At 35.7% G+C, this 20,908-nt stretch carries 14 protein-coding genes; 6 read left to right on the plus strand and 8 right to left on the minus strand.

Features of this window, described 5'->3' with window-relative positions; all coding sequences use genetic code 11:
* The first annotated feature begins 160 nt into the window (after positions 1-160).
* Entirely contained in the window at positions 161-2,788 is a 2,628-nt protein-coding gene (gene cphA, locus AC6CHK_RS05930; RefSeq protein WP_498094464.1) for a cyanophycin synthetase, read from the plus strand.
* Positions 2,789-2,873: 85 nt separating this feature from the next.
* Here the strand turns inward: cphA and AC6CHK_RS05935 are convergent, their stop codons facing one another.
* The 8 genes from AC6CHK_RS05935 to AC6CHK_RS05970 all read right to left on the minus strand — a co-directional run bounded on the left by AC6CHK_RS05935 (position 2,874) and on the right by AC6CHK_RS05970 (position 11,847).
* Positions 2,874-4,058 (minus strand): ATP-grasp domain-containing protein, encoded by a 1,185-nt coding sequence (locus AC6CHK_RS05935; RefSeq protein ID WP_498094466.1) that lies wholly within the window; start codon positions 4,056-4,058, stop codon positions 2,874-2,876.
* 74 nt (positions 4,059-4,132) lie between these two features.
* Positions 4,133-4,966, minus strand: a complete 834-nt coding sequence (locus AC6CHK_RS05940; protein WP_498094468.1) for a type 1 glutamine amidotransferase — start codon at positions 4,964-4,966, stop codon at positions 4,133-4,135.
* Between the two features lie 33 nt (positions 4,967-4,999).
* Entirely contained in the window at positions 5,000-6,118 is a 1,119-nt protein-coding gene (locus tag AC6CHK_RS05945) for a carboxylate-amine ligase (RefSeq protein WP_498094470.1), read from the minus strand.
* Between the two features lie 27 nt (positions 6,119-6,145).
* Positions 6,146-7,099 carry an ATP-grasp domain-containing protein gene (locus AC6CHK_RS05950; protein ID WP_498094472.1) on the minus strand — a complete coding sequence of 318 codons (954 nt, stop codon included), beginning with the start codon at positions 7,097-7,099 and terminating at the stop codon, positions 6,146-6,148.
* A gap of 50 nt (positions 7,100-7,149) precedes the next feature.
* Entirely contained in the window at positions 7,150-7,860 is a 711-nt protein-coding gene (locus AC6CHK_RS05955) for an alpha/beta hydrolase-fold protein (RefSeq protein WP_498094474.1), read from the minus strand.
* An 89-nt stretch (positions 7,861-7,949) separates the two neighbouring features.
* Positions 7,950-9,161 (minus strand): ATP-grasp domain-containing protein, encoded by a 1,212-nt coding sequence (locus tag AC6CHK_RS05960; RefSeq protein ID WP_498094476.1) that lies wholly within the window; start codon positions 9,159-9,161, stop codon positions 7,950-7,952.
* A gap of 140 nt (positions 9,162-9,301) precedes the next feature.
* Positions 9,302-10,717, minus strand: coding sequence for a M17 family metallopeptidase (locus AC6CHK_RS05965; RefSeq protein ID WP_498094478.1), 1,416 nt, complete (start codon positions 10,715-10,717; stop codon positions 9,302-9,304).
* Between the two features lie 8 nt (positions 10,718-10,725).
* Positions 10,726-11,847 (minus strand): alpha/beta hydrolase-fold protein, encoded by a 1,122-nt coding sequence (locus tag AC6CHK_RS05970; RefSeq protein WP_498094480.1) that lies wholly within the window; start codon positions 11,845-11,847, stop codon positions 10,726-10,728.
* Between the two features lie 199 nt (positions 11,848-12,046).
* Here AC6CHK_RS05970 and glgB point away from each other — a divergent pair, with 199 nt between their 5' ends.
* From glgB to AC6CHK_RS05995, 5 genes are all read left to right on the plus strand, one after another.
* Positions 12,047-13,996, plus strand: a complete 1,950-nt coding sequence (gene glgB, locus AC6CHK_RS05975) for a 1,4-alpha-glucan branching protein GlgB (RefSeq protein WP_498095120.1) — start codon at positions 12,047-12,049, stop codon at positions 13,994-13,996.
* Positions 13,996-15,402 (plus strand): glycogen synthase, encoded by a 1,407-nt coding sequence (locus tag AC6CHK_RS05980; RefSeq protein WP_498094481.1) that lies wholly within the window; start codon positions 13,996-13,998, stop codon positions 15,400-15,402. Before glgB ends, AC6CHK_RS05980 begins: the two co-directional genes overlap by 1 nt.
* A gap of 15 nt (positions 15,403-15,417) precedes the next feature.
* The gene (locus AC6CHK_RS05985) at positions 15,418-16,686 is read left to right on the plus strand and encodes a glucose-1-phosphate adenylyltransferase (protein ID WP_498094483.1); all 1,269 of its coding nucleotides are present in this window, start codon (positions 15,418-15,420) and stop codon (positions 16,684-16,686) included.
* A gap of 177 nt (positions 16,687-16,863) precedes the next feature.
* Positions 16,864-17,904, plus strand: a complete 1,041-nt coding sequence (locus AC6CHK_RS05990) for an SRPBCC family protein (RefSeq protein ID WP_498094485.1) — start codon at positions 16,864-16,866, stop codon at positions 17,902-17,904.
* Positions 17,905-18,026: 122 nt separating this feature from the next.
* A complete protein-coding gene (locus AC6CHK_RS05995; protein WP_498094487.1) occupies positions 18,027-20,843 on the plus strand; it encodes a 2-oxoglutarate dehydrogenase E1 component in 2,817 nt (938 codons plus the stop codon).
* Positions 20,844-20,908 lie beyond the last annotated feature (65 nt).

The following is a 20,908-nucleotide window of genomic DNA, read 5'->3' on the forward strand; positions in this document are numbered from 1 at the left end:
AATTATCAGACCGCTTTTAATGCATTTGCTTTGATTTATAATTGCTTATAATGTTTATATATTTTTACTAAATTTTTAATGAGGTTATAGTTTTGTTTTTGGTTTTACATTATCTTTGATATTAAAGATATAATTTATTAATATACCATTTTACAATATTATGAAAATTGAAAAGATACAAGCTTTGAGGGGACCTAATATCTGGAGTATTAGGAGAAAGAAGCTGATACAGATGCGTTTGGATCTTGAGGAGATGGAAAATTTCCCTACAAATAAAATTGATGGCTTCAGAGAAAGAATAGAAAATCTGATGCCTTCCTTATTTAGCCACAGATGTTCTGAAGGCACTCCGGGAGGTTTTTTCCATAGGATTGAGACCGGTACATGGATGGGCCATGTTATTGAACATATTGCTTTAGAAATTCAAACTCTTGCAGGAATGGATACCGGATTTGGAAGAACCCGCGAAACGAAAACTCCAGGAGTTTATAATGTTGTATTTGATTATATTGAAGAAAATGCAGGAATTTATGCGGCTGAGCAGGCTGTAGAAATAGCCAATGCTTTAATAGAAGGAAAGGAATATGATCTCAACGCATGTATTCAAAAGCTTAAAGAAATAAGAGAACGTGTACGTCTGGGACCTTCAACAGGAAGTATTGTTGAAGAAGCGGTTTCAAGAAAAATTCCTTGGATCAGATTGGGAAGCAATTCTTTGGTTCAGTTGGGTTACGGTGTCAATCAGCAGAGATTTCAGGCTACAATTACTGGAAAAACAAGCTCCATCGCCGTAGATATCGCCTGTAATAAAGAATTAACCAAAAGAATGCTGCACGATGCAGCAATACCTGTTCCAATCGGAGATTTAGTAACTCATGAAGAGGAACTGGACAGTGTTATCAGAAAAATAAATTATCCCGTTGTTATTAAGCCTTTGGATGGTAATCATGGGAAAGGTTCATCAATCAACGTTACCGATTGGGAATCTGCAAAAATAGGTCTGGAACATGCTCAAAAATATTCAAATAAAGTAATTGTTGAAAAGTATATTACAGGATATGATTTCAGAGTTTTAGTAATCAATAATAAAATGGTTGCTGCTGCAAGAAGAGTTCCTGCGCATGTGGTAGGAGACGGCGAACACAATCTTCAGCAATTGATTGAAAAAGAAAATCTTGACGCAAGAAGAGGCTATGGCCATGAAAATGTCTTAACAGAAATTACCGTTGATAAAGATACGCTTGAACTGCTGGAAAAACTGCAATATACCTTAGGTTCAATACCTCAGAAAGGTGAAGTTGTTTATCTGAAATCTACAGCCAATCTTTCTACCGGAGGAACTTCTATAGATGTTACCGATATGGTGCATCCGGAAAATATTACGATGGCGGAGAGAATTTCGAAAATCATTGGTTTGGATGTTTGCGGAATTGATATTATGGCCGAAAACCTTACGCAGCCATTAAAAGAAAGTGGTGGCGCAATCATAGAAGTGAATGCTGCACCGGGATTCAGAATGCATCTGGCGCCGAGCGAAGGTCTTCCGAGAAACGTCGCAGCTCCGGTAGTTGACATGCTTTATCCGCAAGGAAAACCTTTTACAATTCCTATTATCGCAGTGACGGGAACCAATGGTAAAACCACAACAACAAGATTGATTTCGCATATTGTAAAAAATAACGGATACAGAGTTGGTTTCACAACATCAGACGGTATCTATATTCAGAATACAATGCTTACGAAAGGCGATACGACCGGACCAATCTCTGCAGAATTTATATTAAAAGACCCAACCGTAGAATTTGCTGTTCTTGAAACTGCAAGAGGCGGAATTTTGCGTTCAGGGCTTGGTTTTTCTCAATGTGATATTGGAGTTTTGACCAATATTAAAGAAGATCATTTAGGAATGAATGATATTCATAATCTGAAAGATTTAACCAAAGTAAAAAGAGTAGTTCTCGACAGCGTTAAGAAAAATGGCTGGAGCGTAATGAATGCCGATGATGAATATTCGATGCGAATCATTAATGATCTGCCAAGCCAAATTGCGATTTTTAGCTTAGATGAAAATAACGAATACATCAAAAGATTTGCTAAAGAAGGCAAAACAACCTGTGTATATGAAGAAGGTTTTGTAACCATCAAAAAAGGAGACTGGAAGATCAGAATCGGAAAAGCAAAAGATTTCCCAATCACAATGGAGGGAAAGGCTAAATTTATGATTGCCAATGTTTTAGCGGCAAGTTTGGCATGTTATCTTTATGGTTTTGGTATTGAAGATATTTCAAATTCTCTCAGAACTTTTATTCCGAGTGCCCAGCTTACGCCAGGAAGACTGAATATTTTTAAATTTAAAAGCTTTAAAGTATTAATAGATTTTGCACATAATCCTGCAGGATACGAAGCGATTGAAGATTACCTTAAAAATGTTGAATCTACCAAAAAAATAGGTATTATTTCCGGAGTTGGAGATCGAAGAGACGAAGATATCAAGCTTTGCGGAAAAATTGCAGGAAGAATGTTTGATTATATTATTATTCGCAACGAAAAGCATCTTCGAGGAAGAAAGGAAGAAGAAATCAATGGTTTGATTATCGATGGAATTCATCAGTCGGGAAGGGAAGTGAGCTATGAAATTATTCCTAAAGAAATTGAAGCCCTGAAACATGCAATGAGCATGGCCGAAGACGGTACATTTATCACCGCTTTGAGCGATGTGATTTCTAATGCAATAGATTTGGTACAGGAATATCAAACAAGGGAATTGCTTGAAGAAGGATTTAAATAATTAGAATTTCGGCGGCTTCAAAGAAGCCGCCGAAATTCTTTTCAAAATAAAACTCCAAACTTTGGATGTTTTATTAGCTATTTAATTATTCTTCCACAAAAAAAGCATTAGAACTTCCGATCCAGATTGCATCTTTTTTATTAAAATCTACATTTATCATTGCTGCTTTTGTCATTCTTCCAAGGTTTTCCAATAAAATGGGCCGCTCATCATTTTCTTTCCAAATATAGAGTAATCGGATTTCTGCTTTTGAAAATTCACCGTTGATATCTTCAAAAATAGGCTCGTAAGTTACTTTTCTTTGCAAAATATAATTTTCTTTATCTTCAATGGTGTCAATAATTTCTTTTATCGGATTTAAGTTGACTCCGCTTCCCGCAAATGAAAATAAAGGTTTTAATACAAAATTTTCAAGGTTTTCGGTTTTAGGGAATTCGTGTAAAAAATAACTTTTCGGAACAAACTGATGATTTAGCATTGGTAAAAGAAACTTTGAAATCTTAAAAAACCAATTTGGATGCGTTACCCAGGTTACGTCAATATTTTCTCTGAAGTTAAATTCTGTTTTAAGATCAGGAATTTTGTCTAATTCATCAAAAATCACACGATTATAAATTCTTTTTACTTCTGTAAGCTTGTGATTGTTTTCGTAATAAAGTTTTTTTCCTTGTTTTTTTAATTTGGTTAAGCAGACCGTTTTTATTCCTAATAACTTTTCTGTAAAAACAAAATCAATGGCTGTTTTTTGTTTTTCAGGATAAATTTCCAGAAGGATTACATTTTCAGGATTTTCGTTTCCAAGAATTAAATCTTGTAAATACGTTTTAAATTCTTCATGAGGCATTTTATTTTTGATTTCATCCAGAAAAGGATAAACTTCACAAAAAGTCTCTTCAAAAACCTTTTGAAAAGCATAAAGTGAAGGAAATGCTTGTAATTCAATCAATTGAGGTTCTATTTCTCCATTTTCGCTTTTACAGATTCCAAAATCTATTGTGAAAAAATGTGGTTGTTTGGTATCATTCGGAACTTTACAGTTTTCAGGAATTGCTTTTTGTAATGTTTCATTAGGTAAAGCTTTGATCTGATCAATAATGCTTTCGGTTGCATCAATAAGCTTATTTTTAAATTCATTAGTAAGAAATATCGGACTTTCTGAAATTCTAAATTCAGGCCTCAAACCACTTTTTTGAGCAAGAATCTCTTTAAGCTTTTCGTATTTTTCCTGAGAAAATTCTTCGTTGAATTGTTTTCTGTATTTATGAATCATTATTTTCTTTCTTTTGTGTTTTTAAAAAATCGAGCAGTTTTGCTCGATTTTTTTTATAGTTATTATTAAAGCTTTTAAGCCATTACTTCATCGTTTTTCAAGATGTTTTTTTTTGCAAATCTTAAAAATCTCGGTAGAATCTGAGCTTGTGTAAGCAAGATTTTATCATCATCATTCATTCTGTCGATGGTTTCAAGATACTTTTCCATCCCGAAATTCTCAATCATTGCATTTTTATTATTTTCGTCTTTAAGGTTTTCTGCCATGCTTTCATGATCTGCTTCAGGATGAAACTGTGTTCCGAAAATTTCATCAGAAAAACGCACCGCCATTACTGCTCTTTCCAGATTGATATGCGGACGGAATTTTTCAATAGCCACGATTTTCATTCCCAACTCTTCAAAGCGTTCCATATCCGGATCAATAAACTGATAAGCTCTAGAATCTACTGCATAAAAAGGATCCGGAAGGTTTTTAAATAAAAATTCCTGCTCGCCTTCTTCCGTTTTATGTACAGGCATGACGCCAAAAGAATATGATTTTCTCTTACAAATATTACCTAAATCCCAATGAATGCTTGCCAACTGGAAAGAATGGCAGATTAAGAAAAGATATTTTTTTGACTCATTTTCTTTATTATGCTCGTAAACCGAATCTAAAAAATGAGCGTATTTTCCTTCCCATTCGTGTCCTTCTTTGTGCGGATTTCCTGGGCCGCCCGATGAAATAAATATGTCAAAATCTTTTATATCCGGAATTTCATTTTTATGTCTCACATCAAACACTTTGATGCTTATATTTTCTTCAGATTGTTGTCGGAAGGCTTCAGAAATTTCTTTAATATTCCTAAATCCTTGATTTACATGATTGTCATTCATGTCCAACAAAGCAATTCTTACATCTGTCATAACTTCATATTTTGTGTAAAGTTATTAAAAATATTATGAAACAACTTCCCCGTGAGTGATGCCGTATTCAGTTTCAGATATCATGTAATCAACGACTTTCGTAAGATCTCCCGTGTCTTTATAGATTTGAAGCTGTCTATCGGCTCCGGTTCCGTTTTCTAAAATTTTCCAGGCATATTCTACTTCTTTTCTGCATCCGAGTTCGTCTACAACATCATCAATAAATTCTAAAAGTTCTTTTAACAAGTGCGGATAAGGTACAGATTCTTCTTTACCAAAATCGATCAAATGTGAATTAATTCCGTCTTTAGAAGCGCGCCATTTATTTTCATTCAACAATAATCTTCTGTAGCTTCTAAAGCTAAGGTTTTGCTGATGCAGTTTATAGATTTTAGCGACAAGACTTTGCATGATTGCAGCAAGACAGACTGTTTCTTCTATTCTTAAAGGCATGTCGCAAATTCTGAATTCGATTGTCGGATAAAACGGATGTACGCGCAGATCCCACCATATTTTTTTGGCGTTGTCTATGGTTCCGGTTTTTACCAAAAGATCGACATAGCTGTCAAACTCTGCCAAAGAATTAAAAAAGCTTGGAATTCCGGTTCGTGGAAACTTTACAAAAATCTCTTGTCTGTATGACTTAAAACCTGTGTTCCTTCCGATCCAGAAAGGCGAATTGGTGGATAAAGCATAAACGTGAGGTAAAAAATAACGCATCACATTTTGAATTCTCACACCTTCTTCACGACTCGGAATTCCGATATGCACATGCAGCCCGAAAATAAGATTTCCACGAGCTACATCACCCATATCGTCAACGATTTTGTTGTAGCGTTCGCCATTAGTGATGGTATTGTGTTCCCAATTTGAAAAAGGATGGGTTCCACCTCCGGAAACTCTTAAATTATTTTCGTGAGCAATATTGATAAGATGTCTTCTCAAATTGGTAAGCTCAAGTTGTGCCTGCTGTATGTTTTGGCAGATTCCCGTTTCCATTTCGATCATTGATTCGTGCATTTCATGTTTTAAATTTTCACTTAAAACAGCTTTTCCACCTTCAATAATTTTTGAAACGTGCGAAACCAGATCTCTGCTTTCCAAATCGATGATTTGATATTCTTCTTCAATTCCAATTGTAAACTGATGCATTTTTTTTTCTGTGTTTTTTGTTTTTATTTATTTTACTGAGTCTTTCACAAAAGTTCCCCAAGAGATATTTTGTTTTCCCGGTACATATTCTTTTGCTTTTTCTATTGCCAATTTAGCCGAATGTTCAACGATCCATGCGAAGTTTTCTTCACCTACAGAATTTCTGTCAGCATCCGGAGCCGGATTACAGAAATCGATAGCATAAGGAATTCCGTCGCGTACGGCAAATTCTACCGTGTTGAAATCATAGCCTAAAGCTTCATTCATTTTAATTGTATAATCATGAATGGTTTTTAATAATTTTTTTAAATCTTCGCCTTCGGTCTGGTGTGTAGTTGAGTATCTTAAATGATGCGGATTTCTAGGCTCATAAGGCATTATGTGTACATATTTTTTACCTAAACAATATACTCTGTAATAATCCTGAAAAACAATTTCTTCCTGTACCATCATCACAAGCTGCTCTGTTTCAGCTAGCTTTTCCCAAAGATCTTCGGGATTTTCTACCCTGTACACACTTTTCCAACCGCCGCCGTCATGCGGTTTCATATAAGCCGGAAAACCAACATAATTGAAAATATATTCCCAATCGTGAGGAAATTTTAAGTTCCTGAAAGATGTTTCTGAAGTATCTGTCGGTCTTTCATAAGACGGAAGTAAAACAGTATTCGGAAGCGGAATGCCCAGTTTTGACATCAAAGCATTATTGAAGAATTTTTCATCGGCGCTCCACCAAAAAGGGTTGTTGATGACATAAGTTCCGTTCAGTGCTGCATTTTTAAGATAAGCTCTGTAAAAAGGAACATCCTGTGAAATTCTGTCGATAATAACCGCATAGCCATAATCAGCACCTTGCTCAAGTTTGTCGATAGTGACAGCTTCAGCGATGATTTCTCCACCGCCCAGTTCATTCACTTTATCGATAAATGCCCAAGGAAATGTATCTTCCATACCGAATAGAATTCCTACTTTTTTTGCCATAATTGTATTTTTTGATTATTTATTTATAAATTGATTATTAATGTTTTTTCTTAAAAGAAATTTCCAATAAATGTAGGAAAAACCATTCGCCAGAGTGGCCAGTCGTGGTTGATCCATTTTCTTTCATCATACCAGAAATCGATCCCTTTTGAAGTCAGAATATCCGCCATTTCCAAATTTTTATCTTTACAAATATCTTCATCCGAAGTGCTCAAAACAATGTGCATATGCTTGTACTTCCATGCTTCGTCATTTTTTACGAATTCCCGCGGGCAATTAAAATATACCAATTCGTCAGAATATCCATCCATAAAGTTTCTGATGCTGAAAGCACCCGAAAGGCAAAATAAATGTGAAACAACATCAGGAAATCTAAAGGCAAAATTGGCAGCATGATACCCACCAAAACTGGCTCCGGCAACCGCAACACGATGTGTATTGTGAATCTTCTGAATATATGGAACGAACTCCTGAATCAAAAATTGAACATATTTTTCGTAATTCTTAATTCTTTGCTGTGGTGTAATTTTTTCATCATAAAAGCTCCATGCATCGATTGTCTGTACATTATAAAGCTTTACTTTTCCTTGCTCTACAAACCAATTGATACTGCTGTTGAGATGAAAATCATGATTTTGGGTATACAATCCTTGTGAAGTCGGAAACATGATGATCGGATGTCCAAAATGTCCTGTAACCTCAACCTTAAGGCTTGTTCCCAATATATGTGAGTAATAATCTGTATGTTCTATTTGTGGCATTTTTAAAATTTAAGTTTTTCCCCGAATATAATATCAGTTCTTTATGATTTCGGATTTAAATATGATTATGATTTTATAAATGATAATATTTAAGAGCATGGCCTGTCTTTAGGCGGAAGAATATTCAGCATATCAGCATGTATTTTTTCCGCAGCGTAATCAAGCCTTTCCTGAACTATTGTAGCATTATTAGATTTATAAACAATCCCGACATGGTAATCGATAGGAATAAATTTCACAACTTCCTCACATTCAAAAATATTGTAATCGGGTTTTAAATCTTTAATCAAGGCTACAATCAACCCCGAATAATATCCTGTAGGTTTGGACACTACGTAATTTTTCCCTCTTAAAAGCGCATCTTCTATTTTTGCCCATTCGCGCCAGATATTGATGCTGCTCGATGCTTCCACAAGATCGGGAATATGTGCTCCTCCAACTCTTGAAGAGGTTTCCAGAAAATACAATTTTCCATCTTCTTTTCCGCGAATAAATTCGGTGTGTGTGGCTCCGTTTACTAGTCCAAAATTTGATAAAACTTTTGCATTGGCTTCTTCAAGCGCCTTAAATTCGTCAGAATATCTGCCAAGAGTTTTAGTTCTGAAAACACCGCCTTCATGAGAAACCTGCATCGGTGGGGCAAGATATTTTGATGAAGAAGTAAAAACAGTTTCTTTATTAAATGTCAGGCTGTCAACATGATACACATCGCCAGGCTTAAAACTTTCAAGAAGAAAGAAATGGCGTTCTTCGCCTAAATTTTCTAAAGCTTCCCAAAGTTCCTGTGTTGTTTTAATTTTTTTAATTCCGGATGCCGAAGCTTCAGAACGTGGTTTTAAAACCCAAGGCCCGGGAATTTTTTTGGTGAAATCTTCTACCTCTTTATTATTAAAAACAGCTGTAAATTCAGGGACATTGATGCCGGAATCTTTTGCCTTTTGACGCATTGCAAGCTTGTCTCTGAAATATCTGTGCGTCGTTTGCCCCATTCCCGGAATACGGAAAGTTTCGCGGATGAGTGCGGCTTTTTCTACATCATAATCATCCAAAGCAACGACAGCGTCTACTTTTCTGGTTTTCATCAGATGAGAAAATCCTTGTACAAGATGATCCAAATTCCATACAGACGGCTTTATTTCGGGCATATAGAAAACCTCATCAATAGATTGCCACGGCCAGTTTTTTTCTTTAAGGTTTTCTGATGTTATCAAGATGACTTTATTGCCGAGTTGTTTCATTTCGTCCATAAAATCATAACCCTTGTAATAGCACGAAATGCATACAATTGTTTTCTCCTCCATATAATGTTTTTTTTATTTTAGTGAATATTCAAAAATAAAAGTGATTCTTTATTGTTTATTCAATATTAAAAATCACTCATAAATGTTTATATGAAAATTCCTAATCAATTATACAGATATTTTTTTAAATGAACTAATTTTTAATGATAATTTTCGATTAAATCAGCAATTAACTGGACTCCAAAGCCTGTTGCCGCTTTTTCTTTAGCATATCCAACGTTTCCGAAGGCAACACCGGCGATGTCCAAATGTGCCCAGTTCGGATGATTTTCTATAAACTGCTCCAAAAATTTTGCAGCTACAATACAGTCGCCGATTGGCTTCATGGAAATGTTTTTAAAATCGGCAACATCAGATTTAAAATCATCCGACCATACATCCCATAAAGGCAGATTCCAAAGCCTCTGATTGGTTTTGTCGCCGGATTTTATTAAAAGGTTTTTCAGTTCTTCATTATTAGAAAACATCGCTCCGCAAGTATCTCCAAACATGCGCACGGAACTTCCCGTTAAGGTTGCAATGTCAATTAAAACATCAGTTTTGTAGTTTTTTGAAAGATAAGAAAGTCCGTCTGCTAAAGTCATTCTTCCTTCTGCGTCAGTATTCAGCACTTCAATTGTTTTTCCGTTGTAGGCGGTAATCACATCGCTTGGAAGATATGCTTTTTCTGAAATTGCATTGTCGGTAACAGGTAAAATTACGGTGATGTTAAACGGAAGTTTCATCTCCGCAGCGTAAATCAATGTTCCGATTACAGCTGTTGCGCCGCCCATATCAGACTTCATGTAATGCATGTTGTCGGGATTTTTGAGAGAAATTCCGCCGGTGTCAAAAAGCACACATTTTCCAACCAATCCGAAAGTTTTTGCGTTTTTTTTGGTGGTTTTGTACTCCAAAATCGTAAATGCCGCGTCATAAGCACTTCCTTGATTGACGGAAAGAAAGGCTCCCATACCTAATTCTTCACATTTTTTTCTATTGAAGACCGTATATTTTAAAGAATATTTTTCAGCTAAAGTTTTAAGATAAAGGTTAAAAATATCAGGTTTTTTCAGATTAGCCGGTCTGTTGAGCCAATCTTGGCAAACCGTTTGTCCTTCGCAAAGTGCCTGAGTTTTTTTACTGATCAGAGTTAATTTTTCAGGACTTAAATTTTCAAAATGAATTTCAAATTTTTCGTTCCAGAAAGGATGGCTTTTGTCGAAAGGATATTTGTAAGTTCCCAAAAACAAACCTTTTACAAGCTCTTCAAACTGTTTTTCGCTAATGAAATCTGCTAAAATCAATGTAGGCACCGTCTGAAAACTCTTATTGTGAGCTTGGGAAAACTTTACCGCAATTTGCTGAAATTCAAAATCCTGAAGATCAGATTTTCCGATTCCTATAAAATAAGTAACGGTTTCTCCACTTGTATTAATGAAAATCTCATGTTTTTTTCCGGAAAAAAAAAGTGAAATGTTTTTATTATAATTTTCATATTCTTTAGCCCAAGATTCTTCCGTAAATAATTGAAATATCTGTGAATATTGTTTGCTTTTTTTGTTTAATAATTTCATAATTTTTTTTAATTTTTTAATGTGTTTTGTTGCGGCTGTACTTCCACAGGATTTTCGGTATTGTTGTAAAACAGCCATTCAATTGCTCTTGGGAATTCCTGCGACCAATAAAATTCTGAGTGAGAGCCGTCCGGATCAATGCTTGTTTTAAATTCAAAATCAAACAGATTTTTCTTTTCCCATCTTTTAAGATAATTTTCAAATATTTCTATTCTTTTTACCATTTTAGAGCCTTCCTTCCCGCCGCCGTAAAGATAAATTTTAGTTTTAAAAGGCGTTCTGAAATTCATCATCGGAAAATTATTGTTTGGTTCCACCCAAAGCGACGGCGAAAAAATCAATAATTTTGAATACACTTCAGGATAAAGAAAACCGCTGTAAATACTGATAAGAGCGCCCAAAGAACTTCCTCCGATTCCTGTATTTTCGCGGTCTTTTTTGGTACGGTAATTTTCGTCAATAAAAGGTTTTAAAGTATCTGTAATAAAACGGATGTATTTCTTCCCTTCAGAGCCGTTGGCAACATTATCGTTGTCAAAAATATATTCTTTGATTCGGTCTTCACTTCCGTGTTCTACAGCGATTACAATAACATCGCCGCGGCCGTATTCAGCCAAAATAGAAAGTTTTTTATCAATTTCCCAGTTTCCGTAAGCGCTTCCTTCATTGAATAGATTTTGAGCATCCTGTAGATATAAAACAGGATACTTTTTGTTTGAAATATAATAATCGTAAGGCAAAAGTGCCCAGACTTTGCGGTAACGGTCGAGTTGGGGAATATAAAATTCTTCTGAGATTATTTCAACAATCGGAAAAAACTCTTCTTTGAAAGGCCCCCAATTGAGCCTCCATTTTTCTACGACATCAGAAGTTTCGCCTAAAGATTTTATTATTTTTCTGTTCGGGGTAATATTTCTGTGCCGGTCTAGCTCTACATTTTCCCATCCTCCTTTGGTGAATTTATATTCAACTTCATTGCTGAGAATTTCATCATTTATTTCTATGGAATAGGTGTTTTTGTCGTCGGGCTTTAGCCTAAAATTGGGATCTTTGGGATTCCAGCTGTTGAAATTTCCTGTGATATAAACGGCTCTTTCATCGGTTTCATTTGTGTAAAGTCTGAATTTCATTAGCTGTGTTTGTGTTGTAATGACTAAAAGTATAAAATCTTTTTATTATATGTAACTTAAAATTAATAAAAAACGCTCTTTATCAAAGGAAAAATTTATATATTTGATAGTCATCGCCAATTTTTTGAATTTGATTTAACATAATATGTTTTAAAGTTCAAAAAGGTTTTCTGATGATCAATTAGACCAAAAAACTATGATGAATTCTGTAAAAACCTACACGCTTTTCACGGATCATGATATTTATCTTTTTAAAGAAGGTAAACATTATCGGCTTTATGATAAATTTGGTGCTCATTCCGTAGAAAAAGACGGAATAAAAGGCGTTTATTTCTCTGTCTGGGCTCCCAACGCGAAAAAGGTTTCGGTAATCGGAAATTTTAATAACTGGAATCATAAAGATCATATTTTATACCCAAGATGGGATGGATCCGGTATTTGGGAAGGTTTTATAGCGGGATTAACTTGGGGAACGCTTTATAAATATGCTATAGAAAACGTTTATGGTAAAATTTTAGAAAAAAGCGATCCTTATGCATTAAGCTGGGAACAGAATCTTCAGGCGGCATCTTTGGTTTCTACAACCTGGTACGAATGGAGTGATGAAGAATGGCTGGCAAACCGCTGGAAAAAAAATAGTCTGGAAGCTCCGATTTCTGTTTATGAGCTGCATTTGGGATCATGGGTAAGAGATATTGATGAACCGAATAGGTTTTTAAATTATAGAGAAATTGCAGATAAGCTGGTCCCGTATAGTAAAGAAATGGGCTTTACGCATGTAGAATTCATGCCGATTATGGAATATCCTTATGATCCGAGTTGGGGATATCAGATTACGGGTTTTTATGCAGCAACTTCACGTTTCGGATCGCCGCAGGATCTTATGTTTTTGATTAATGAGCTTCATAAAAATAATATTGGGGTGATTCTGGATTGGGTTCCTTCGCATTTTCCTGGTGATGCCAACGGACTACACTGTTTTGATGGTTCTTTTCTTTATGAGCACGAAGATCCGCGGAAAGGTTTTCATCCCGACTGGAAATCTTATATTTTTAATTACGGAAGAAACGAAGTTAAATCATTCCTGATTTCTAATGCCATGTTTTGGCTGGATCGTTATCATGCAGACGGTTTACGCGTGGATGCCGTTACTTCGATGCTGCATCTGGATTATTCAAGGAACGAAGGCGAATGGGAGCCAAATATTTATGGTGGAAACGTCAATCTCGAAGCAAAAACATTTTTACAGGAATTCAATACCGCAGTTTATAAAGAATTTGGGAACAGTATTTTTACCATTGCAGAAGAAAGTTCAGATTTTCCTTTGCTTACAAAACCTGTGCATGACGGTGGCGTGGGATTTGGCATGAAATGGATGATGGGCTGGATGCACGATACTTTAGATTATTTTAAAGAAGATTACGAAAATCGAAAATACCATCATCATAAGCTCACATTTGCCTCAATGTATATGTATAATGAAAATTATATGATGCCTTTGTCTCATGATGAGGTGGTACACGGCAAAGCAAGTCTGATTTATAAAATGAAAGGTGATGAATGGCAAAAATTTGCCAATCTCCGTGCCTTGTATGTGTATATGTTTACGAATCCCGGGGCAAAGCTGCTTTTTATGGGTGATGAATTTGGACAAACCAATGAATGGAATTTTAAACAGAGTTTAGATTGGCATTTACTGCAATATCCTGTACACAAAGGGTTGCAGAATCTTGTGAAAGATCTCAACCATTTATATAAAAACGAAACTGCATTTTACGAAAATCAGTTTAATCAGAATGGTTTTGAATGGGTGGAAGCGAATGATGAAAACAATTCGGTTTATATTTATTTAAGAAAAGGGAAAAAGAAAGACGATGTTTTAATGGTTATTTTAAACCTTAAGCCGGAGACTTTTGATTATAAAATCGGTGTCAATGCCGGGACAAGCTGGAAAGTGATTTTTAATTCTGATGATGAAAAATACAGCGGAAGCGGAGTCGAATCAACCGTTTTCAGGGAAGAAGATGAAGAATGGATGAGCCGCCCCAAATCTATATCTCTTAAGTTTCCGCCGCTTGCCGGAATTGTTTTAAAAATGAAAAAAGATAAAAATTATAAAGTACAAAGAATAAAACAACACAAAAAGTAATGACAATTTATCACCTCAGTACAGAATGTTATCCCGTCGCCAAAGTTGGTGGTTTAGCCGACGTTGTAGGCGCATTGCCGAAATACCAGAATAAAATAGATGGAATTGATGCAAAGGTTGTAATGCCTTGGTACAACAAATCGTTTATTTATGACCACGATTTTGAGGTGGTTTTCGACGGTTTCATTCATCAGGGGCAAAATATGCTTCAGGTTCAGGTGATGAAAGAAAAAGCGGATTCATTAGGTTTTGAATTGTTTTTGGTGAAAATTCCAGGGCTTTTAGATCGTGAAAATCCGTACGGTTACCGCGATGAGAATTTTCAGTTTCTGGCGTTTCAGCATGGTGTTTTACATTGGTTGAGTGCAATGCAAATCCGTCCCGATGTGTTGCATTGTCATGATTATCATACCGGTTTGGTTCCTTTTATGGTAGAACATTGTCCTGAATTCAAGTTTCTGAAAGGCACGAAAACCATAGGAACTATTCACAACGGAGAATATCAGGGAATGATGAGTTGGGATATGGTGCATTTTATGCCGGCTTTTGATCATTACAAATGGGGGCTTTTGGATTGGAACGGTCTTATCAATCCATTGGCGAGCATGATTAAATGTTCACATGCTTTTACAACAGTTTCCGAAGGCTATCTGGAAGAACTTTATGTAAGTTTTAAAGGTTTGGAAAGCCTTGTAAGAGACGAATTTACAAAAGCATACGGAATTATCAACGGAATTGATACCGATATCTGGAATCCGGAAACAGATCCGATGCTTGATTTTAATTACAATAGTAAAAATGTGCTTAAAATTAAAAATAAAAATAAGCGGAAGCTCTGCAAAGAATACGGCCTCAATCCTGAATTGCCTTTATTTGCTTTTATAGGACGGTTTGCTACAGAAAAAGGAGCAGATCTTCTTCCCGAAGTTGTTTGGAGGAGCATTAAACAAACTTACGGAGCATTAAATATTATAATTTTAGGTTCAGGAAACACTTATATTGAAGAAAAATTGCGTGAAGCAGACTTAGTTTATGCAAATTTCGCAACAGATATCGGATATAAAGAACATCTTTCGCATAAAATATACGCTTCGGCAGATTTTTTGTTGATGCCTTCACGGGTAGAGCCTTGCGGTCTCAATCAGATGTATGCCATGAGATACGGAACCGTTCCCGTGGTGAGCTATACAGGCGGCCTCCGAGATACTGTAAAAGATATTTCGACAGGAGGTTCAGGTTTGAATTTTACCTATCCGGGCGTAGATGATATCATTCATGCAATGATTCGCGGGCTAAGTATTTACAATCAAAAAAAGACAATGGATGATCTTGTACTTTCAAATATGAAATTTGATTTTGCATGGGAAAAATCCGCAGAAAAATATATCAATTTATATAAGAAATAAAATCACAAATTATTTATGAACCGTAATGTTATTTCAATCGTTTTAGGAGGAGGTAGAGGGACCAGGCTTTTTCCGTTAACCTATACAAGGTCAAAACCTGCTGTTCCGATTGCCGGAAAATACAGATTGGTGGATATTCCTATTTCCAATTGTTTAAATTCAGGATTGAATAAGATTCTGGTTTTAACACAATTTAATTCAGCATCCTTGAATGCACATATTAAAAATTCTTATCATTTTGATATTTTCAGCAGAGGTTTTGTAGATATTTTGGCTGCAGAGCAGAATGTTGAAAATGACAGCTGGTTTCAAGGCACTGCAGACGCCGTGCGTCAGTCGATGAAGCATTTGGAAAAATATGATTATGATTATATATTAATTCTTTCCGGAGATCAGCTTTATCAGATGGATTTCACCGAAATGCTGGATTTTCACATCGAAAAAGGAGGCGACGTTACCATTGCTACAATTCCTGTAAATGCTAAAGATGCAACAGGTTTTGGGATTTTAAGTTCAGATGATGAAGGAAATATTACTTCTTTTGTTGAAAAGCCCAGTTATGATATGCTGGAAGGTTTAAAATCCGAAGTTTCCGAGAACAACAAGCACGCTGGGAAAGAGTTTTTAGCTTCAATGGGAATTTATATTTTCACGAAAAGTATTCTTAAAAAAATGTTTGAAGATGGTGCGGGTGATGATTTTGGAAAAGATATTATTCCAAATTCCATCGGAAAATACACCACTTTAAGCTATCAATACGAAGGCTATTGGACAGATATCGGAACCATTGAATCTTTTTATGAAGCCAATATAGATCTTTGTCAGGATTTCCCTCAATTCAATTTGTTTTCATCTTCGCCTATTTATACAAGAGCGAGAATGTTGCCGCCGTCAAAAATTAATGGCTCTTATGTAAGCAAAGCTGTTTTCGGAGACGGATGTATCATTATGGCAGATAAAATTGAAAATTCTGTTATCGGAAACCGGACAAGAATAGATAAAGGAAGTACCATCGTAAATTCTTACGTAATGGGAGCCGATTTTTATCAAAATACAAAAGAAATTGTAATCAATGATAGGAAAGGCCGCCCAAATATGGGAATAGGAAAATACTGTTATATCGAAAAAGCAATTCTGGATAAAAACTGTTTTATCGGTGATAATGTACGAATTATCGGAGGCCGACACCTTGAAGATGGCGACTACGGAACCTATTCTGTACAAGATGGAATTGTAGTTGTGAAAAAAGGAGCCGTGCTTGAGCCGGGAACCCACATCGGATAAAAGGCTGAAAGTTTGACGCTGGAAGCTGGAAGTTTTTGAAAGTCATAGTTTAATTTAAGTACTAAAATTAAGTATCTGAATATTAACTTCCATCATCCATATTTCCATCATCTAACAAAATAAAAACTAGAGTGATCACATATTGGTCACTTTTTTTATTTGTATTACTTTTGTGCGATGCGTTTTTTCAAAATCATAGCCGTAATTATTGTTTTGCTTGTAGGAGCTTATGCTGCTTCAATGTATTATTTTGTGGATGAAAGTAAAAGTTTCACCGTTGAAAAGGAAATAGAATATCCTTTGGATAAAGTTTTTAATCAATTTAATAATCTTCAGAATTTTACGCGTTGGAACAATTTTTTTTCAAGCTCAAAATCGATTATTATTGATTATTACACGCCGTACGAGGGGCAGGGAAGTGCAATAAGCTACAATGATCCGGCAAATGAAAACGGAGGCGAAATGTTCATTCGATATGAAAATCCAAACAAAACGCTAAGATATCAACTGTTTGAAGATGAAGATGAAAATGCGACTTTAATTGATGTTAAATTTACGCCGGTTTCTGCTGAAAAAACAAAAATTATCTGGTTTGTACATACGCCGAAATTATCGGTTTTAGCAAGAGCCCAGAATTTTTGGACCGAAGACAGATTTACCGAAAACATTGATAAAAGCATGGCAAATCTTAAAAATGTTTTAGGAAATAAAGTTGAAAAAGACAATCAGCTGGCTTCCATAAAATACGACAGCTTGATGGTAGAAAACGAAGAAGCAAAAATGATTTTGGGAGTCAACGTAAGCACTTCTAATAAAAATGATGCTCTTTATAGAAATATTGTGATGAATTACAATAAAGTCTACAATTTTGTAAGCATGGATCTTGGTAAAAAAGACGACGAATTTGGTTACCCGATTCTTATCACCGATGCAGATAATTTTAAGGACAAAGAAGTTTCGTATTTCTTTGGAATTCCTTTATCAAAAAAAATAGGCATTACGGATAACAATTTTAATTTCAGGTCTGTAAATGCGACGCAGAATTATGTGATTTATTACAAAGGGACCTACGCCGGAAGAATAAAAGCAATTCAGCAGCTGATGCAGAAAGCTAAGAAAGATGAAATGCGCTACGGGGATATTTATCAGACTTTTATCGAGCCTCCGATGCAGGATCAGCAGGTCAATATGAAGCTTTCTTTATCGGTTTATAAATAAATTTCGTTAAATATTTTCTTTATATTTTTTTTAATAGTCTGAGGCTGTCCCAAGTCGGTTTTTTTTATTAAATTTGAGGATTAATTCGATAAACAAAATTTAATAATAGACAAACTGTAATAATGGACAGATTTTCATTCCTAAACGCAGCTCATTCTCAGTTAATTGAGGATTTATACCAACAATATTTAAAATTCCCGGACTCTTTAGAACCATCATGGAAGGCCTTTTTTCAAGGCTTTGATTTTGCGTTGGAAAACTATAGCGACGACGATAGCATTCAGTATGTTCAAAATTCAGTGAATTCTGCACCTGCGGTGCAGCAAATTTCGCAGGCGGCATCCAATGGTGAAGTTCCGGAGCATATCAAAAAGGAATTTAAGGTTGTAAATCTTATTGAAGCTTACAGAACGAGAGGCCATTTATTCACAAAAACAAACCCTGTCCGCGAAAGAAGACACTACACGCCTACTTTGGATATCGAAAATTTTGGTCTTACAAAAGAAGATTTAAATATAAAATTCAACTGCGCTGTTGAAACAGGCATGAAAGGTCCGGCTACATTGAAGGATCTTATTACGCATCTGGAAAACATCTATTGTGATTCTATCGGTGTGGAATATATGCATATCAACAATGTTCAGGAAAAAGATTTTATCAAGCAGTGGCTTCAGGTAAATGAAAATCATCCAAGTCTTTCTGTAAAAGAAAAAACGGATATTTTATTAAAACTAAATCAGGCTGTAGCGTTTGAAAATTATCTGCATACCAAATTTGTAGGTCAAAAGAGATTTTCTTTGGAAGGAGGCGAAACTTTGATTCCTGCTTTGGATCAGCTTATTTCAAGATCTTCTCAACTTGGTGTTGATGAGGTTGTTTTAGGAATGGCTCACAGAGGAAGGTTAAATGTTTTATCTAATATTTTCGGGAAATCTTACAAGCAGATTTTCTCAGAATTTGAAGGAAAAGAATTTGAAGAAGATGTATTTTCAGGTGATGTTAAATATCACTTAGGTTCATCCAAAAAAATAGAAACAGCTTCCGGAGAAGAAGTTGCCATTAATCTGACTCCGAATCCGTCGCATTTGGAAACTGTTGCTGCTTTGGTAGAAGGTATCTGCCGCGCAAAAGTAGATGACAGATACAAAGGTGATTATAAAAAAATATTGCCAATCATCATTCATGGTGACGGCGCGCTTGCCGGACAGGGAATTGCTTACGAAGTTGCTCAAATGATGACTTTGGAAGGATATGAAACCGGAGGAACGGTGCATATTGTTGTCAATAATCAGGTTTCGTTTACAACCAATTATACAGACGCAAGATCTTCTACATATTGTACAGACATCGCAAAAGTAACAGAATCTCCTGTAATGCACGTGAATGCAGATGATGCAGAAGCCGTGGTACATGCAATGCATTTTGCTGCCGATTTCAGAGCTAAGTTTGGAAAAGATGTGTATATCGATTTACTGGGATACAGAAAATATGGTCACAATGAAGGTGATGAGCCAAGATTTACTCAACCTAATTTATATAAATTAATCTCAAAGCACCCGAATCCAAGAGAGATCTATAAAGATAAGCTGATTCAGGACAGCGTGATTTCCAATGATGTTCTTAAAACAATGGAAACCGAATTCAAAGCGCTTTTAGATGAAAATTTTGACGCTTCGAAAGAAATTGAGAAAAACGCAATGGATTTATTTATGTCTGAAGACTGGACAAATTATCCAATGGCTAAAAGAGGAGCGGTGCAGACTCCTGTTGATACAAAATACGACTTGGAAAAGCTGAAAGAACTTGCCATAAAAATGACGACACTTCCGGCTGATAAAAAGTTTATCAATAAAATTACAAGGCTTTTTGATAACCGTTTGAAAGCAATTGACGCCAATTCATTGGATTGGGCTTTAGGAGAATTGCTGGCTTATGCTGCCTTGCTTACTGAAGGTCACAATATAAGAATTTCCGGTGAAGATGTAGAAAGAGGAACCTTCTCTCACAGACATGCCGTGGTAAAAACTGAAGATACAGAAGAAGAGTATATCCCGTTGAGACATATTTCTGAAAATAGATTTGATATTTACAATTCTCACCTTTCGGAATACGGAGTTTTAGGTTTTGATTACGGTTATGCGATGGCTTCTCCTAATACTTTGACGATTTGGGAAGCTCAATTCGGAGATTTTGTGAATGGAGCTCAGATTATTATCGACCAATATTTGGCTGCTGCAGAAGAAAAATGGAAAATTCAGGCCGGTTTGGTGATGTTGTTGCCTCACGGTTCGGAAGGACAAGGTGCAGAACACTCTTCTGCAAGATTGGAAAGATTCTTAACACTTTGCGCCAACGAAAATATGGTGGTTGCAAATGTCACTTCACCTGCCAACTATTTCCACTTGTTGAGAAGACAGTTGAAATGGCCTTTCAGAAAACCGCTAATTGTGATGAGCCCAAAATCATTGTTGAGACATCCAAAAGTAGTTTCGCCATTGGAGGATTTTGCAACAGGAAGTTTCCAGCCGATTTTAGATGATGCGAATGCAGATCCTAAAAAAGTAGAAAAATTAGTTCTTTGTTCAGGTAAATTATACTTCGAATTATTAGCTAAAAAAGAAGAATTAAATGCTGAAAATGTGGCTTTGGTAAGATTCGAGCAATTGTATCCTCTACAGAATGATGCAATCGAAGCGATCTTTAATAAATATGAAAATAAGAAAGAGATCGTTTGGGCTCAGGAAGAACCTGAAAACATGGGAGCTTGGTCTTACATTTTAAGAAACTTCAGAGATACGGGAATTCAGGTGATTTCTCCGGTGCCAAGCGGTGCTCCGGCTCCTGGAAGCCACAAAATGTTTGAGAAAAACCAAAATGCAGTGATCAACAGAGTTTTCGACAGAGACGATGCTCCTGCCAAAAGACCTGTAACAGCTTAATAAAAAAATAATGGTTAGAAGTTAGAAATTAGATACTAAAAACAAAAAATAAAAGTCTTTTATCT

It is taken from the genome of Chryseobacterium sp. GQ58 (assembly GCF_059758895.1).

Coding starts and splice junctions, on each gene's coding strand:
- cphA (WP_498094464.1), top strand. CDS start 161: ATGAAAATTGAAAAGATACAAGCTTTGAGGGGACCTAATATCTGGAGT.
- AC6CHK_RS05935 (WP_498094466.1), bottom strand. CDS start 4,058: ATGATTCATAAATACAGAAAACAATTCAACGAAGAATTTTCTCAGGAA.
- AC6CHK_RS05940 (WP_498094468.1), bottom strand. CDS start 4,966: ATGACAGATGTAAGAATTGCTTTGTTGGACATGAATGACAATCATGTA.
- AC6CHK_RS05945 (WP_498094470.1), bottom strand. CDS start 6,118: ATGCATCAGTTTACAATTGGAATTGAAGAAGAATATCAAATCATCGAT.
- AC6CHK_RS05950 (WP_498094472.1), bottom strand. CDS start 7,099: ATGGCAAAAAAAGTAGGAATTCTATTCGGTATGGAAGATACATTTCCT.
- AC6CHK_RS05955 (WP_498094474.1), bottom strand. CDS start 7,860: ATGCCACAAATAGAACATACAGATTATTACTCACATATATTGGGAACA.
- AC6CHK_RS05960 (WP_498094476.1), bottom strand. CDS start 9,161: ATGGAGGAGAAAACAATTGTATGCATTTCGTGCTATTACAAGGGTTAT.
- AC6CHK_RS05965 (WP_498094478.1), bottom strand. CDS start 10,717: ATGAAATTATTAAACAAAAAAAGCAAACAATATTCACAGATATTTCAA.
- AC6CHK_RS05970 (WP_498094480.1), bottom strand. CDS start 11,847: ATGAAATTCAGACTTTACACAAATGAAACCGATGAAAGAGCCGTTTAT.
- glgB (WP_498095120.1), top strand. CDS start 12,047: ATGAATTCTGTAAAAACCTACACGCTTTTCACGGATCATGATATTTAT.
- AC6CHK_RS05980 (WP_498094481.1), top strand. CDS start 13,996: ATGACAATTTATCACCTCAGTACAGAATGTTATCCCGTCGCCAAAGTT.
- AC6CHK_RS05985 (WP_498094483.1), top strand. CDS start 15,418: ATGAACCGTAATGTTATTTCAATCGTTTTAGGAGGAGGTAGAGGGACC.
- AC6CHK_RS05990 (WP_498094485.1), top strand. CDS start 16,864: ATGCGTTTTTTCAAAATCATAGCCGTAATTATTGTTTTGCTTGTAGGA.
- AC6CHK_RS05995 (WP_498094487.1), top strand. CDS start 18,027: ATGGACAGATTTTCATTCCTAAACGCAGCTCATTCTCAGTTAATTGAG.